Raw genomic sequence first — 14,765 nt, forward strand, 5'->3', positions numbered from 1 at the left:
AGGCCGGCCAGGCCGTCTCGAACGACCGCCTCGGTTCGGGTGACCACGTCGACCAGCTCGGGGCGACCTGACTCGCGTCGCGCAGCGGGTCGTCGCGCGACGCGCTGACCCGCGGCGGCCCGTTCCGGGCCGGCCCGTGCCTGGAACTGGGGTCGGGGACGGGGCTGTTCACTCCGCTCCTGGCCGGGGTGTTCGCGCCGGTGGTGAGCGTGGACGTGTCCATGGCGATGCTGCGCCGGGCCGCGGAGCGTTCCCCGGTGCGGGTGTGCGCGGACGCCGCCGCACTGCCGCTGGCCGACGCTTCGGTAACGGTCGTCGCGGCGGTCGACATGCTGCTGTTTCCCGCCGAGACCGCCCGCGTGCTCGCACCGGACGGGGTGCTGCTGTGGGTGAACCAGCTCGGGACCGACGGTCCGCTGCACCTGACTACCGCCGACGTCGCCGCGGCTCTGCCCGGTGCCTGGGACGCCGTTGAGGCGGACGCCGGGTGGGGCACTTGGGCGGCCCTGCGCCGCGCCCGCTGACCGCGTCTGCGGGCCGGACGGCCTCGACGCCGGGGTCGGCCGGCCGGTCCCGGGGGTACGCCTGCACGGGTCCCGAACCTCTCGGCGGAGCGAGTTGCCGCGATCACCACATCGGAGACGGCGAGCGGCGTGGAGGCTGCGGCGTATGCCGTCCCGCCGCCGTGTGCGCGATGACCTCGTCGCCGATCGCCCGTACGCGTGGGGCGCGGTCGTGCGACCGCGAGGCGCTCGGTGTGTCATGGGCCGCCGCGTTGGTGGCGTGGGGCGGGTGCCCGGCCCGCTCGTGCTGCGCCGGCCGTGCCTGCCGCGCCAGTCGGACTCGATGGGGGTTCGCACCGCGACCCGGGTCTGTGGCGGGTGGGGAGCGCCCGCGTCCGTGAGTCGCAGGTCGGCGGGGCGGGATGGGGCGGGGCGGGTCAGTGCATGCCGTGCACGACGGCGTGGCCCTTGCCTGCGGAGATGAGCGCCTTGTTGACGGGGGTGGTGACGGCGAACGCGAGGGCGAAGGCGGCGGCGAGGGTGCCCCAGAACAGGCCGTCGCCGAGGCCGGCGTCCATGGCGCCGGGGTAGAGCATCATGAAGGCGTTGTCGATGATCTCCATGACGATGATGGAGACCGTATCGGCGGCCAGGGCCACCTTGATCATCGCGCCGAACGAGAGGCCGGCCTTGCGGATGCCGAACAGCGTCAGGCCGTAGCCGAAGAGGAAGGCGAGTGCGACGGCCGCCACGATCGTCTCCATGTTGCCCCAGCCGAGGGCGGTGCCGATGGCGAGGCCGAGGATTTCCCCGATGGCGCAGCCGGTCAGGCAGTGGGCGGTCGCGAGGGCCGACATCTTCCACGTCGCCGGCCCGTGGTCGTGCCCGCCGTGGTGCCCGGAGTGGTCGTCGTGCCCCGAGTGATCGTGTTCGGTGTGGTTTCCGTGCCGGGAGTGGTCGGCAGGTCCGCCGGCGGCGTGTTGCTCGTGAGGACCGGCGTTCGTGTGGTGGCCTTCGTGTGCGTCCGGTGCCGCCTGGCCGGATGGTTCGTGTGCTTCGTGTGCGCCGTGATGGCCGTCGTGCCCGGCGTGGGTGTGGCCGTGATCGTGGTGTTCGTGCATCGGGTTGCCCATGCTGTCCCCCCGTGTCCGCCTGAGCGGGATACCCGGTATGGGTATTTTCTGACGGCGAGAAAGCTATGGGGGATCGACCATGATCGTCAAGAGCGTCCGGGGGCCCGTATTCCCGGGACTTCGGCTGCTCGTCCCCTTCGGGCGGATGGCCCCGGTCGCGCCGCGTTCGTAGGGGGCGGCCGGGGCGTGTCCGTGGGGGCGGCCGGGGTCGGCGGGGTGCGAGGAGTGGCGGGCCGCCGCGGATCTCACCGTGTGGTCGGGTCGGGTCGCGGTTGCTTGTGCGACGGTGTGCCTGCGGTCAGGCGCCGCAGGGCGGCGTGGAGGAGGCAGGACGCCGCGCATTTGGCGGCGGGGTGACGCAGCGCGCGGCGCAGCAGGTCGGCGGGCGGGGTCGCGGGTTCGTTCACGGTGTGCCGTTCTGCTTCTGGTTCGGTTCTTCGCGGGTGTCGAGGAGTGCGGTGAGGTCGTGGGGTGCGGGTTCGATGATGAGGGTGCCGTCGGGGAGGGTGAGGGTAGGGACGCGGCGTCCGCCGCATTGGAGGCGGTAGACGGTCTTGCGGGCCGTTTTGTCCTCGTCGATGTCGAAGTAGTGGTAGGGGATGCCGCGTTCGTCGAGCAGTGCGCGGATCTCGGCGACGGTGGGGCACCATGACGTGCCGTACATCCGGATCTCCTCCATGGTGGTGCTCCCGGCTCTGATCGGCCTGTGCCGCCGACCGGGGATGCGGTTGGCGGCACAGGGGTGGACGGGGCGGTGCCGCGGGCGAGTTCAGCCGGCCTTCGCGGTCTCGCGGTCGGTGGCGCCGTCGGTGGTCGGGGCGGGGTTGGTGCGCAGGGTGACGGCGGCGAGCAGGGCGCCGGCGGCGGCGATGGCGGCGGCGCCGAGGAACGCGGCGGAGAAGCCGTTGGTGAGCGCGTCGGGGTTGCCCATTTCCTGGGCGCCCTTGGCGGCGGCGACGGCGGTCATGGCGGCGAGGCCGAGGGCGGAGCCGATCTGGTAGCTGGTGTTGACGATGCCGGAGGCGAGGCCGCCTTCCTCGGGGCGGGCGCTGGAGATGGCGGTGCCGAGGGAGGGGATGAAGGCGAGTGCCATGCCGATCGCGGCCAGGAGCGAGGCGGGCAGGACGTCGACCCAGAAGTTGCCGTCGGCGCGGACGAAGGACAGCCACAGCATGCCGCCCGCGAGGCCGGCGAGGCCGGCGACGGTCAGCGTCTTCGGGCCGAACTTGGCGATCAGGCGCGGTGCGACGGTGATCATCATGACCATGATGGCGACGGTCATCGGCAGCAGCGCGGAGCCGGAGGCGAAGGCGCCCAGGCCGAGGACCTGCTGGAGGTAGAGGTTGAGGAAGAACCACATCGGCACCCACGCGGCGGCCATCAGCAACTGGGCGAGGTTGGCGGCGCCGAGGTTGGGGGTGCGCAGGATCCGCAGCGGCATCAGCGGTTCGGACTTCTTCGACTGCACCAGCAGGAACAGCGCGATCAGGACGATGCCGCCGGCCAGGACGAGCAGGGTCTCGGCGGAGCCCCAGCCGGTTTCCGGGGCGCGGACGACGGCGTAGACGGCGGCGGCGAGTCCGCCGGTGACCAGGGTCGCGCCGAGCCAGTCGATCGAGCCGCGTCGGGCGGGCGCGGCCGGCATGAGGGACGGGGTGGCGACCAGGGCGAGGACGACCACGGGCAGGTTGATGTAGAAGACCCAGGGCCAGCTGGCGTATTCGGTGATCAGGCCGCCGAGGAACACGCCCGCTGTGCCGCCGGCCGGGGCCGCGGCGCCGTAGAGGGCGAACGCCTTGGTCAGTTCCTTCGGGTTGTTGCCGAACAGCATCATCAGCAGGGTGAGGGCGGACGGCGCGATCAGCGCGGCGCCGGCGCCCTGTACGGCGCGGCCGACGAGTTCGATCCAGACCTCGTTGGCGGCGCCCGCGGCGATCGATCCGACGCCGAGGATCGCCCAGCCGGCGGAGAACATGCGCTTGGCGCCGAACAGGTCGGACAGGCGTCCGCCGAGCAGCAGCAGGCCGCCGAACGCGACGACGTAGGCGTTGAAGACCCAGGACAGGTCCTCCTGGGAGAAGCCCAGGTCACCCTGCATCTCCGGCAGGGCCACGCCGATGATCGACGTGTCCATGATGACCATGAACTGGGCCAGCGCGATCAGTGCGAGCGCCGTCCAGCGGCGCGGGTTCGGTGGGGCCTGGGTCTGGGACATCTCGATCACTCCGGATAGGGGAGGGGGGTATGCAGGCGTTGAGGAACATACCCTAGGGGGGTACTGTCTGCAACAGTCCGAGATGAAGGAGGCCGGGAGATGACCGGTTACGACAGCGACAAGGACGCCTACCTCGCCCGCCTCAAGCGGGTGGAAGGCCAGGTCAGGGGCCTGCACCGGATGGTGGACGCCGACGCCTACTGCATCGACGTGCTCACCCAGGTCTCCGCCGCCACCAAGGCGCTCCAGGCGGTCGCGCTGGTGCTGTTGACGGATCACCTGGGTCATTGCGTGGCCGAGGCCGCCGGCCGGGGCGGCGCCGAAGGGGACGCGAAGGTCAAGGAGGCGGCCGACGCCATCGCCCGACTGGTGCGCTCCTGAGGGGAGTTCGCCGCGCCGGGGGGCCGCCGACGGAAAATAAATCGGCCTCCCCGACTTGACTGCATACCCATGGGGGGTATGTTTGACGACGTACTCGCCGAACGGGCCGCACGCCGAGCGGTCCGGGAACCAGGAGGCTTCGCCATGAGCACGACCACTTCCACCGCCGCCGTCTCGACCTACACCGTCAAGGGCATGACCTGTGGCCACTGCGTCTCGTCGGTCAAGGGCGAGGTCGGCAAGATCGACGGCGTCACCGCGGTCGAGGTCGACCTCGCGGCAGGCAAGGTCACCGTCACCGCCGACAGGCCCATCGACGACGCCGCGGTGACCGCCGCGGTCGACGAGGCGGGCTACGAGGTCGTCGCCCCGGCCGCCGAGGAGCCCTCGGCGGGCGCGAGCTGCTGCGGCACCTGCCACTGACACCCCGAGGCATCGGCGCCCCCGCCCCGGGGGCGCCGCAACCCCTCTTCCCCTCGTGACGAGGGCCGGGCACCGGCAACCGTGACAGCGAAACGAGACCAGGAGCATCAGCGATGAACACGGTCACCAAGGTCGGCGCTTTCGGTGCCGGCGTCCTCCTCGCCTTCGGGGCCGCGTTCGGCGTGGGCCACGCCGTCGGCCCGGTCGGCTCCGACCCCGAGCCCGCCCACGACAAGCACGGCGGCAAGACCGCGACCACCGATCCCGCCCACGGCGGCGACCACGACGTCGCACCACCCACGTCCGTGCCCCCGGCCGCGGCGGAATCACCGGGCGGCCTTCAGGTCTCCGAGCGCGGGTACACCCTCGCCCCGGCCGGCGATCCGCTCCCGGTCGGCGTCGCGACGGATTTCCGGTTCCGCGTGCTGGGCCCCGACGGCAACCCGTGGACGCGCTACGACCGCGCCCACGACAAGGACCTGCACCTGATCGTCGCCCGCCGCGACCTGTCCGGATTTCGGCACGTGCACCCGGTCCTCGGCGCGGACGGCACGTGGAGCGTCCCGCTGACGTTCGCGAGTGCCGGCGCCTACCGCGTGTTCGCGGACTTCGCCCCCACCGGCGACCCGGCCGGCCCGCTCACCCTGGGCGCGGACGTCTTCGTCGCCGGCGGTTACGAACCGGCCCCGCTGCCCGCACCGGCACGGACCGCGACCGTCGACGGCTACACCGTCACCCTCGACGGCGACCTTGCCGCCGGAAAATCCGGCCTGCTCACCCTGAACGTGAGCAAGGACGGCCGTTCCGTCACCGACCTCCAGCCCTACCTCGGCGCCTTCGGCCACCTGGTCGCGTTGCGCCAGGGCGACCTCGCCTACCTGCACGTCCACCCCCAGGGCGCACCCGGCGACGGCAAGACCCCCGCAGGCCCCGGCATCGCCTTCCACGCCCAGGCCCCCAGCGCCGGGAACTACCGCCTCTACCTCGACTTCCGACACGAGGGCACCGTGCGCACCGCCGAGTTCACCGTCGCCGTCACCACCCCCGGGGCACCCGCGGCACCTGCGACGACGCCCGTCGCGCCGCCCGCCGATCCGGGACACGGCAAGCACGCCCACTAGACCCCTTCCACCCCGGAGAAGACCCGCACACTTGGCCCGGGTACCCCCTGGGGGTATGATTGGGGTGTGATCGCGGGCCTGCACCGGCCGCCACCGCCCCGGGCCCGCGACGGCCACACCGCACCACGACACGAGAAGGAGAGGGCGATGAGTTCGAGCACCGAGACCTCGGCGCCGCAGGACACCGGGCAGATCGAGTTGTCGATCGGCGGCATGACCTGCGCCTCGTGCGCGATGCGCATCGAGAAGCGGCTCAACAAGCTCGACGGCGTGACCGCGACGGTCAACTACGCCACCGAGAAGGCCAAGGTCATCTACGCCGGCGACATCGCGCCGACCGATCTCGTCGCCCAGGTCGAGGCCGCCGGATACACCGCCGAACTCCCCGCCCCGCCCGAAGCCGCCGGATCGTCCGACGAGGCGGTGCCCGGCGCGGACCCGGACGGGGGTCGGGTCCGTGCCCTGCGCGACCGGCTGCTGATCTCGGCCGTGCTGACCGTGCCGGTGATCGCGATGGCGATGGTGCCGGCCCTGCAGTTCACCAATTGGCAGTGGCTCTCCCTCGCGCTGGCCTGGCCGGTCGTCGTGTACGGCGCGTGGCCGTTCCACAAGGCCGCGTGGACCAACCTGCGGCACGGCACCTCGACCATGGACACGCTCGTGTCGATGGGCACCCTCGCCGCGCTCGCGTGGTCGGTGTACGCGCTGTTCTGGGGTACCGCCGGCATGCCCGGAATGACCCACGCGTTCTCCTTCGCCATCGAACGCAGCGACGGCGCGGGCAACATCTACCTCGAAGCCGCCGCCGGCGTCACCACCTTCATCCTCGCCGGCCGCTACTTCGAGGCCCGTGCCAAGCGCCGCTCCGGCGCCGCGCTCAAGGCCCTGCTCGAACTCGGCGCCCGCGACGTCGCCGTCCTGCGGGAGGGCCGCGAGGAGCGCATCCCGGTCGAACAACTCGCCGTCGGCGACCTGTTCGTGGTCCGCCCCGGCGAGAAGATCGCCACCGACGGCGTCATCGACCAGGGCGCCTCCGCCGTGGACGCCTCCATGCTCACCGGTGAATCCGTCCCCGTCGAGGTCCGCCCCGGCGACACCGTCACCGGCGCCACCGTCAACGCAGGCGGCCGACTCGTCGTCCGCGCCACCCGCATCGGCGCCGACACCCAACTCGCCCAGATGGCCCGCCTGGTCGAGGACGCCCAGAACGGCAAGGCCCAGGTCCAACGCCTCGCCGACAAGGTCTCCGGCATCTTCGTGCCCATCGTCATCGCACTGGCCGCCGCCACCCTCGGCTTCTGGTGGGGCACCGGACAGGGCATCGCAGGCGCCTTCACCGCCGCCGTGGCCGTCCTGATCATCGCCTGCCCGTGCGCCCTGGGCCTGGCCACCCCCACCGCCCTTATGGTCGGCACCGGCCGCGGCGCCCAACTCGGCATCCTGATCAAGGGCCCCGAAGTCCTCGAATCCACCCGCCGCGTCGACACGATCGTCCTGGACAAGACCGGCACCGTCACCACCGGCCGCATGACCCTGCTGGAGACCCACCTCGCCGACGGCGAGAACACCGACCAGGTACTGCGCCTGGCCGGCGCCCTGGAGAACGCCTCCGAACACCCCATCGCCCAGGCCGTCGCCAAGGGCGCCGGCGAACGCGTCGGCGACCTGCCCGACCCCGAGGACTTCGCCAACGTCGAGGGGCTCGGCGTCCAGGGCATCGTCGAAGGACACGCCGTCCTGGTCGGCCGCACCCGCCTGCTCACCGAATGGGCCCTGGACCTGCCCATCGAACTGGAGCGCGCCATGGCCGACGCCGAGGCGCTCGGCCGCACCGCCGTCGCGGTCGCCTGGGACGGCAAGGCCCGCGCCGTCCTGGTCGTCGCCGACGCGGTCAAGCCCACCAGCGCCGAGGCAATCCGCCGCTTCCGCGAACTCGGCCTCACCCCGATCCTGCTCACCGGCGACAACACCACCGTCGCGAACACCGTCGCCCAACAGGTCGGCATCGCACCCGAGCACGTTTTCGCCGAGGTCATGCCCAAGGACAAGGTCGACGTCGTCACCCGCCTCCAGGCCGAAGGCAAGATCGTCGCCATGGTCGGCGACGGCGTCAACGACGCCGCCGCCCTCGCGAAGGCCGACCTGGGCCTGGCGATGGGCACCGGCACCGACGTCGCCATCGAGGCCTCCGACCTCACCCTGGTCCGCGGCGACCTGCGCGCCGCGGCCGACGCGATCCGCCTGTCCCGCAAGACCCTGGCCACCATCAAGTCGAACCTGTTCTGGGCGTTCGCCTACAACGTCGCCGCCCTCCCCCTCGCCGCCTCCGGACTCCTCAACCCCATGCTCGCCGGCGCCGCGATGGCCTTCAGTTCGGTCTTCGTCATCAGCAACAGCCTTCGCCTGCGCGGCTTCAAGGCACTCGCCGACGAAACCCCTCCCACCTCGATCACCCCACGCCCCGAGCCCGCCCTCGCCGAGGCAAACGCCTGAATCAGCACCGCACCGGATGGCCCCGTCGAAACAATCGGCGGGGCCATCCGGCCGTGCCGAGACATGTCGAGGGACGTGGCCACCTAATCTGGAACCCAAGGATCGGACCGGGAGAGCCATCGGGAGGTGGGACACGTGAACATGGGAACCACCGTCCACACCCCGCATGACGGGCGCCTTTCCGGCGCCGTGCTCACCCGACTGGTGCTGCTGCTCCTGCTGACGGTCGGCGTGATCGGCATGCACACCCTCGGTCACCCCGGTGAAGCATCCGCCGCGGCCTCGCCGACGCCCACGGGGGCGCCCGCATCCTCGATGCACGAACCGGCGGCGCCCGCCCATCACGAGGACTGTCCGCCCCGGGGCTGCGGCGACCCGCGCAACGACCACGGCTCCGAGCACGGGACGGATCCGGCCTCGATCTGCGTGGCGGTCCTCGTCGCGGGAATCGGCGCCCTCGCAAGCGCCGTCGCCCTGCTCGCGCTGCGCCGCCGGCGCGACCACCGCGTCCTTCGGACGCAGGCGCGGTGGGCACATCTCAACCTGGGTCTGCCTCCACCGCGACCACCCGACCTCGCTCTCCTGCGAGTGCTGCGCATATAGGCCGGCGCCCCCGTCGCGGGCCCCGGCACGCGACCTCGCGCCCCGTAACGCGTCTTCGGGTCCCCTCCGTCGGAGCGGACCCGCGCATTCCCAGGAGAAGCACCATGAAGCGACTTTCCCGCGCCCTCGCCCTGACCACCGCCGCCGCGACCGGCGCGCTGATCCTCGCCGCCTGCGGCAGCGACGACAAGGGCCACGACATGGACACCATGGACAAGCCGTCGGCGTCGGCCCCGGCGAACCCCCCGGCCGCGCCGGGTACCCCCGCCCCCACGTCGGCGGGCGTGTTCAACGACGCGGACGCGATGTTCGCGCAGATGATGATCCCCCACCATGAGCAGGCCGTCGAGATGGCCAAGGAAGCCCCCGCCAAAGCGGCCAATCCCGAGGTGAAGAAGCTCGCCGCCGCGATCGAGCAGGCTCAGGCCCCCGAGATCGCGCAGATGAAGGGCTGGCTCGCCGGCTGGGGCAAGCCCACCGCCGCGCCCGGCGGAATGAGCCACGGAGACGGCATGATGTCGGACGCCGACATGACCAGGTTCAAGGCATCCACCGGCGCCGAGTTCGACAGGCAGTTCCTCACCATGATGATCGCCCACCACAACGGCGCGATCACCATGGCCGAGACCGAACTCGCCAAGGGCACCAACCCCGACGCCCGCAAACTCGCCGAACAGATCAAGACCTCACAGGCCGCGGAGGTCCAGCACATGCGGCAACTCCTCGGCGCCAAGCCGGGCTCCACGCCGTCCATGCCGTCGATGCCCGGCATGGACCACTGAACCACCCCGGTCCGCCGTCGCGCGACGGCGCGACGGCGGACCGGGTGCCCCGGCCAAAAGCGCCGGAGTGGGACCGTCCGGCCCGAGCGTGAAGGTGCGCCCGCCGTCCGGCCGCGACCGCTGCACGCAGGGGTGGTTTCCCAGACTTGGCCGACCGATGTGGTGCCACCGCTGATCCGCCGACGCCGCCGGTACCCGGCCCGGCCGGCCATGCCTGGAATGGCGCCGGCTACGAATGGTCCGTCGAACGCCCATCGGCCCCGCTCGTGGCTGCGGCGGCGGCCGTGGACCGGCGGGCCGAGAGCAGGCGGGCCAGAAGGACGGCGGTGGCCACCGCGGGAGCGATGTGGAGGATGCCCGTGGCCTGGAAGACCAGGTCGAACGGCTCGTCGGACGGGTAGCCCTGCTACCCCGGCAACGACGACCTCGACTGGGCGCGTCTCGCCCACCGCGCACAGCCCGGGGCACGCCACGTCGTGCTGGAACTGGGTGAGGTCCCAGGCCTCTTCGACGGCTTGGACCGCCCCTTCGCCCTGGACGCGGTCGGCCCCTCTGCCGCGAGCCCCTTGCGGGCCGCGCATCTGTGGCGACGCGTACGCGCGGAGGGCGCGAACGTCCTGATGTCCGGGAAAGGTGGCGACGAAGCACTTCTCGCGCCGCTGTCGTATCTGTCCGCGGCCGCGCGCCGATCACCGATCACGGCACGGCGCCACGCACGCGGCTGGGCGGCGCTGCGCGGCACCACACGGGGGGCGATCCGCGCGCAGGGGACATCCCCCGGATCCCACGCCTCATGGCTGGGCGGATGGCCGGCCGGCGCGGAAGGACCGACGTGGGAAAGCGGTCGGTGGACTCCGCCATGGCTCACTCCAACGGCCCGCCGATCCCTTCTCCACCAGGTCGAGCGAGGCATGACGCGTGGTCCGGTCCACGATCGCCCGCATCAGCACGGCGCCATGGCCGCCGTACGGGCAATCGCCCGACTCAACAGGCTGCAAGCCGACGCCGCACTCGGGTTCGGCGTCGTCATGGCCTATCCCTACGCGGACCGAGCCGTGATCGACGCCGCGCTCGCGGTGCGTGCCGAAGACCGCACCAGCCCGTTCGCTCCCAAGCCGTTGCTGACCATCGCAATGCGCGGCATCGTCCCCGCCGCGAACCTGGCCCGACGCACCAAGGCGGATACGACACCGACGCCCACCGAGCGGCCAGGACTCACCACGCCACGATCGCCGCACTTCTGGGCCGCGAATCCGCGCTCGCGGACCACGGCCTGATCGGCCCCGGCGTCCTGGCCGAACACCTCGCCGCCTGGCCGAGCGCCGACAACGGCGTCGACGACGTCCTGGTCAACCTCACGCTCGCCGCCGAACTGTGGGTCCGCACCGCCGAAGGCCGCCCCTTGACCCTGCAACCAGAAAGGCAAGCCACACCATGACCGCCACCCTGGCCCCGGGCACACGACTCCTGACCGACCCCACAGACGGCTCCGGCACCCTCCTCGGCCCCGGGGGCAACGTGTGGACCCTCAACCCCAGCGCGGTCGTCGCCCTGCGCGTCCTGGCCCAGGGAGGCGACTGCGACCAGGCCGAGACGGCGCTCGCCCGCGCGACCGCTACCTCGCGTCCAGCCTGGTCCTCCAGCGCCTGGACGGCGTGCCCACCAACTTCATCCGCGCCATCAACGCGCACGTCGACCCGCCCGACCTCGCGGTCGTCCTGACCGCGTCAGCCGACACCATCACCCGCCGCCTGACCGCCCGCGGCGCACACCACCGCTTCGAAGACGACCCCGACAACGTCCGGCGGGAACTGGACCTGTACGAACAGGCGATCCCCATCCTCGAATCCACGGCCGTGCGGGTCCTGCGGGTGGACGCGACCACCGTCACCCCCGAGGGTGCCGCAGACGCGATCCTGCGCGTTGCGGGCCTCGACTGGGCTACCGTCCCACGCACCCGAAGCGCCACCACCGAACCCGGATAGCCCATGACCCCCAGCAGTCCCGTCATCGACGTGCACCTGATCCTGCGCGACGGCGACAAGATCCTCCTGTCCCAGCGAGCCGGGTCCTACGGCCACGGCCTGTGGCACGCCCCCTCCGGCAAGCTCGACCCCGGAGAACCCCTCACCGCGGCCACTGTCCGCGAGGCCCACGAGGAAACCGGCGTGGTGGTCGACCCCGACCATCTCCGCCTCGTCCACACCGTCCACCACCACCAGGGCGACGGCGCCCCCGACCGGATCGGATTCTTCTTCGAGGCCACCCGCTGGGAAGGCGAACCCGCCAACCGCGAGCCGGACAAGTGCATCCGCCTCGCGTGGTTCACCGTTCACGACCTGCCGGAGGACCTGATCCCCTACCCGGCGGCCGGGCTCCTCGGCTACCTCGAAGGAGACACCGACATCACGATGCACGGATGGCCGGCCCCCAGGGACTGAGCGTCGAGCAGCGATTCATCCTCGATCGGTCATGACCCGGCGCATCGGCGCGGGTCCGGGGTCGGCGATCGCCGGCCCGTCACCGCTGCGGTCGTAGGCCGTATCGAGCAGAAGGTCGGCCGGGGGTGTCCGCGACCACGGAGCCTCGCGGTACGACCGACCCGGCCCAGGAACCCGGACCCGGCGGTGCCGGGTCCGGGTGGCACCGCCGGGTTTATGCGCGCGGGTCACGCTAGCCCGAGTACGACCCGACCGAGAGGCGACGTCGGGCGATTCAGGAAGTTGAGGATCAACCGGAGTTGCTGGGTCGGGCGCGCCCCGGCCGCGGCCGAAGGTCGCGTCGCCGCCCCCAGGCGGCTCGCGGCGAAGCCGCGAACACTGCCCGCCCTCGGCTACACGAGAGCCAGTGCTTCCCGCTCGTCCAACTCGGCCTTGGCGGACGTGAGCAACCTCAGACCGGTTCGCTCACTGACGGAGAGACGCCTTCCGACCTCCGCTCCCGTCAGCCGTGGTTCGTCGTCGGGCGTCTCCATGATCATGGCCACGATCTGGAGCACCCTTCGGTCTGTGCGCGCCGCATCGGTGACCGCTTCCGAGTCTGGCGAGGTTCGAGCCGCCGGGAACCGCATGCCGACCGGCCTCGCCGGGTTGACCCCCATCGACGGCCGTGTCATGGCCGGCGGCTGGCGGTTGTTCGTGGATGGTGTCCCCCATGGGGGACATTGATTCGGTCGTGGCGGCGGATGACGTGGCGATGTCCGGCACGAAGGAAAGTGGCGGGTGAGGCTGTCCAGGATCGCCGCCGCCATGGCTGGCGGATTCCGCAGGCGGCAGTCCACCGGTCGTGGCGGCGGATTCCGGGATGGCTGGCTCTGCCGTTTCGATGCTGTGGCGGCGGCCGGCGGCGGCGGGGAGCGCGATGTCCCCCATGGGGGACATCCGATCGACCACGGCTGCGCCCGGCTCCGAAGCGGCCACCTCGGACCCGTGGCGGCGGCTGGCGGCGGAATCGTGGGCGGGGTTCTCCACACGGTGGTTCGGTGCCGTGTCGCGAGCACGCGCGTTGCCACCATCACGTTCGGACACGCGCGCCTCCGGGGCGGATGAGCGGTCGGCGGTCCGTGGCCACCACGCCGACCGCCGTGTGCGTCGAGGTGAGGGCGACCGGCGACGCGGTGCGAGAACCCAACCCGAAGCTCGACAGCACCTCAACCGAGCCACTCGATCCGGAAGCCGCCGGTCACGGCGGCCCCCGGGGGTGTGGTGTCGTTGGTTTCGGGGGTGGGTGGCGGATGCGGATCGGTTGGCGGTTCGGTGGGTGTGGGTGGAGGGCGGGTTGTGATCGAGGCGGAGTTGAAGGCTTCGGTGGGTGATGTCGTGGGCCTGCGCGGTGCGCTGGAGCGGCTCGGGGGTGGTGGGCCGGACGAGGTGTATGTGGACACCTATTACGACGACGCGGATCGGGCGTTGGCGCGTTCTGATCGGGAGTTGCGGATCAGGACGGTTCGGGGCGCGGATGCGACGGTGTCCGTGCTGACGTACAAGGGTGCGCGGGTCGAGGCGGTGTCGGGGTCGAAGCCCGAGCACGAGACGCGCGTCGAGGACGCCGCCGGTGCGGATGCGGTGTTGCGGGGGCTCGGGTTCGTGCCGACGATCCGGTTCGAGAAGCGGTGTCGGAACTACGTGTTCGAGCGGGGCGGTCGGCGTCTGTTCGCGTCTCTGGTGGAAGTACCGGAGCTCGGCGAAACATTCGTCGAGGTCGAGACCCTGGTGGCGGACGAGGGTCAGGTGACTGCGGCGCTGGAGGTGGTGCGGACGGTGCTTGCCGACCTCGGGGTGCCGCGCGAGGCGCTGACGAACGAGACGTACACGGATGCGGTGGCGGCGCGCAGGGCGGGGGTCGGGACGGAGCCGGAGGGCGGGACCGGAATCCAGCCGGAAGCCCGGGGTTCGGGCCGAGGCTGAGCCCGGGGCCGAGCCCGGGACCGAGTGCGAATGCGAGTCCGGCTCGTGACCCGCGGGTGACCGGAGGAGGCCGCGGGGGCAAGGCGGGGGGTCGGTGCGGGGGTTCGGCCGCCTGTGGGGACGGGTCGGCGGGCGGCCGGAAGGGGCGGGCCCTGGTCGGGGTGGGCGCAACCGGTCAAGGAATCGAGGTGATCGGCTCGGTTTCCGGGTCGTTTGTGGCTTGTTCGGTTAGTCCTTTCGGGTGTTGGGGTCGAATGGGGCTTCGGGGCCGGGCTCGGTGCGGTAGACAGGTGGGCATGCCTCTGAAGACGCGTGCCGCCAGGGTCGGCTCGATGGATGTGAACCGCATGGCCCCGGTGGAGTTGCGGGTGTTCGCGTTGTTCGCCGCGGCCGCCGCGGCGGGGGAGCGCATCACCATTCGCGAGGTCGCCGGCCTCGCCGGACCCAACGGACGCACGATCGGCTCGCGCAGCGCGATGAGCATCGCCGGCGACCTGGTCGACAGCGGCCTGTTGGCCCTGTCCCCGCCGCTCACCGCGGTCGGCCTGGACGGGCCCATCGAGGTGTCCGTGGCCGGCCGGGCCACGGCGGAACCCGCACCCGCTCCCACACTCGCGCCCGCGCCGCCGGTGCTGCCGCGCCCCTCGTCGCCGCTGCTGCCCGAGCTGCGCGAGCCGACCGCTCCCGTGGCCGCGCCGCCGACCC

General features: G+C 72.0%; 16 protein-coding genes and 2 pseudogenes. 12 read left to right on the forward strand and 6 right to left on the reverse strand.

All coding sequences use genetic code 11. The features are described 5' to 3' along the window. The coding region (locus tag ABZS54_RS37430) for a hypothetical protein (RefSeq protein WP_355546469.1) at nt 1-223 on the reverse strand (223 nt) is incomplete at its 3' end. On the opposite strand from ABZS54_RS37430, the gene ABZS54_RS37435 reads away from it, so the two are divergent. After that, nucleotides 201-524 (forward strand): methyltransferase domain-containing protein, encoded by a 324-nt coding sequence (locus tag ABZS54_RS37435; RefSeq protein ID WP_355546465.1) that lies wholly within the window; start codon nt 201-203, stop codon nt 522-524. The two genes, ABZS54_RS37430 and ABZS54_RS37435, sit on opposite strands and share 23 nt — an antisense overlap. A 416-nt stretch (nt 525-940) precedes the next feature. On the opposite strand, the gene ABZS54_RS37440 is transcribed toward ABZS54_RS37435, so the two are convergent. The 4 genes from ABZS54_RS37440 to ABZS54_RS37455 form a co-directional block, all read right to left on the reverse strand. Next, complete coding sequence (locus ABZS54_RS37440; protein ID WP_355546439.1) at nt 941-1,636, reverse strand: DUF4396 domain-containing protein; 696 nt, start codon at nt 1,634-1,636, stop codon at nt 941-943. A gap of 245 nt (nt 1,637-1,881) precedes the next feature. Continuing rightward, entirely contained in the window at nt 1,882-2,043 is a 162-nt protein-coding gene (locus ABZS54_RS37445) for a hypothetical protein (protein ID WP_355546441.1), read from the reverse strand. Continuing rightward, nucleotides 2,040-2,315, reverse strand: coding sequence for a glutaredoxin family protein (locus ABZS54_RS37450; protein WP_355546443.1), 276 nt, complete (start codon nt 2,313-2,315; stop codon nt 2,040-2,042). Before ABZS54_RS37450 ends, ABZS54_RS37445 begins: the two co-directional genes overlap by 4 nt. A gap of 90 nt (nt 2,316-2,405) precedes the next feature. Then, nucleotides 2,406-3,851 carry an MFS transporter gene (locus ABZS54_RS37455; protein WP_355546445.1) on the reverse strand — a complete coding sequence of 482 codons (1,446 nt, stop codon included), beginning with the start codon at nt 3,849-3,851 and terminating at the stop codon, nt 2,406-2,408. Between the two features lie 99 nt (nt 3,852-3,950). Between ABZS54_RS37455 and ABZS54_RS37460 the strand changes: the two genes are divergently transcribed. The 9 genes and pseudogenes from ABZS54_RS37460 to ABZS54_RS37500 all read left to right on the forward strand — a co-directional run bounded on the left by ABZS54_RS37460 (nt 3,951) and on the right by ABZS54_RS37500 (nt 12,095). Beyond that, nucleotides 3,951-4,232, forward strand: a complete 282-nt coding sequence (locus tag ABZS54_RS37460; RefSeq protein WP_355546447.1) for a metal-sensitive transcriptional regulator — start codon at nt 3,951-3,953, stop codon at nt 4,230-4,232. A 144-nt stretch (nt 4,233-4,376) separates the two neighbouring features. After that, nucleotides 4,377-4,655 (forward strand): copper ion binding protein, encoded by a 279-nt coding sequence (locus ABZS54_RS37465; protein WP_355546449.1) that lies wholly within the window; start codon nt 4,377-4,379, stop codon nt 4,653-4,655. A gap of 113 nt (nt 4,656-4,768) precedes the next feature. Further along, nucleotides 4,769-5,776, forward strand: a complete 1,008-nt coding sequence (locus ABZS54_RS37470; protein WP_355546451.1) for a hypothetical protein — start codon at nt 4,769-4,771, stop codon at nt 5,774-5,776. Nucleotides 5,777-5,923: 147 nt separating this feature from the next. Then, on the forward strand, nt 5,924-8,269 hold the full coding sequence (locus tag ABZS54_RS37475; protein WP_355546453.1) for a heavy metal translocating P-type ATPase: 2,346 nt from the start codon (nt 5,924-5,926) through the stop codon (nt 8,267-8,269). Between the two features lie 141 nt (nt 8,270-8,410). Next, on the forward strand, nt 8,411-8,872 hold the full coding sequence (locus ABZS54_RS37480) for a DUF6153 family protein (RefSeq protein WP_355546467.1): 462 nt from the start codon (nt 8,411-8,413) through the stop codon (nt 8,870-8,872). Between the two features lie 104 nt (nt 8,873-8,976). Next, on the forward strand, nt 8,977-9,654 hold the full coding sequence (locus ABZS54_RS37485) for a DUF305 domain-containing protein (RefSeq protein ID WP_355546455.1): 678 nt from the start codon (nt 8,977-8,979) through the stop codon (nt 9,652-9,654). 422 nt (nt 9,655-10,076) lie between these two features. Further along, nucleotides 10,077-10,931: pseudogene (locus ABZS54_RS37490) on the forward strand (asparagine synthase-related protein); the annotation flags it as partial. Nucleotides 10,932-11,309: 378 nt separating this feature from the next. Next, nucleotides 11,310-11,639 carry a hypothetical protein gene (locus tag ABZS54_RS37495; protein ID WP_355546457.1) on the forward strand — a complete coding sequence of 110 codons (330 nt, stop codon included), beginning with the start codon at nt 11,310-11,312 and terminating at the stop codon, nt 11,637-11,639. A 3-nt stretch (nt 11,640-11,642) separates the two neighbouring features. After that, nucleotides 11,643-12,095 carry an NUDIX domain-containing protein gene (locus tag ABZS54_RS37500; protein WP_355546459.1) on the forward strand — a complete coding sequence of 151 codons (453 nt, stop codon included), beginning with the start codon at nt 11,643-11,645 and terminating at the stop codon, nt 12,093-12,095. A 392-nt stretch (nt 12,096-12,487) separates the two neighbouring features. Here ABZS54_RS37500 and ABZS54_RS37505 read toward each other — a convergent pair whose 3' ends face one another. Next, nucleotides 12,488-12,652: a hypothetical protein gene (locus tag ABZS54_RS37505; protein WP_355546461.1), complete on the reverse strand. Its 165-nt coding sequence runs from the start codon at nt 12,650-12,652 to the stop codon at nt 12,488-12,490. A 781-nt stretch (nt 12,653-13,433) separates the two neighbouring features. On the opposite strand from ABZS54_RS37505, the gene cyaB reads away from it, so the two are divergent. Both cyaB and ABZS54_RS37515 read left to right on the forward strand, forming a co-directional pair. Further along, entirely contained in the window at nt 13,434-14,060 is a 627-nt protein-coding gene (cyaB, locus tag ABZS54_RS37510) for a class IV adenylate cyclase (RefSeq protein WP_355546463.1), read from the forward strand. 296 nt (nt 14,061-14,356) lie between these two features. Beyond that, nucleotides 14,357-14,765 (forward strand): annotated as a pseudogene (locus tag ABZS54_RS37515) (hypothetical protein); the annotation flags it as partial.

It is taken from the genome of Embleya sp. NPDC005575 (genome assembly GCF_040605455.1).
In the GTDB taxonomy this organism is placed as follows: domain Bacteria; phylum Actinomycetota; class Actinomycetes; order Streptomycetales; family Streptomycetaceae; genus Embleya.

What these genes read in the sequence shown, in the direction of transcription:
- ABZS54_RS37450 (WP_355546443.1), bottom strand. Translation starts at nt 2,315, where the DNA reads ATGGAGGAGATCCGGATGTACGGCACGTCATGGTGCCCCACCGTCGCC.
- ABZS54_RS37455 (WP_355546445.1), bottom strand. Translation starts at nt 3,851, where the DNA reads ATGTCCCAGACCCAGGCCCCACCGAACCCGCGCCGCTGGACGGCGCTC.
- ABZS54_RS37465 (WP_355546449.1), top strand. Translation starts at nt 4,377, where the DNA reads ATGAGCACGACCACTTCCACCGCCGCCGTCTCGACCTACACCGTCAAG.
- ABZS54_RS37475 (WP_355546453.1), top strand. Translation starts at nt 5,924, where the DNA reads ATGAGTTCGAGCACCGAGACCTCGGCGCCGCAGGACACCGGGCAGATC.
- ABZS54_RS37460 (WP_355546447.1), top strand. Translation starts at nt 3,951, where the DNA reads ATGACCGGTTACGACAGCGACAAGGACGCCTACCTCGCCCGCCTCAAG.
- ABZS54_RS37440 (WP_355546439.1), bottom strand. Translation starts at nt 1,636, where the DNA reads ATGGGCAACCCGATGCACGAACACCACGATCACGGCCACACCCACGCC.
- ABZS54_RS37470 (WP_355546451.1), top strand. Translation starts at nt 4,769, where the DNA reads ATGAACACGGTCACCAAGGTCGGCGCTTTCGGTGCCGGCGTCCTCCTC.
- ABZS54_RS37480 (WP_355546467.1), top strand. Translation starts at nt 8,411, where the DNA reads ATGGGAACCACCGTCCACACCCCGCATGACGGGCGCCTTTCCGGCGCC.
- ABZS54_RS37485 (WP_355546455.1), top strand. Translation starts at nt 8,977, where the DNA reads ATGAAGCGACTTTCCCGCGCCCTCGCCCTGACCACCGCCGCCGCGACC.
- ABZS54_RS37500 (WP_355546459.1), top strand. Translation starts at nt 11,643, where the DNA reads ATGACCCCCAGCAGTCCCGTCATCGACGTGCACCTGATCCTGCGCGAC.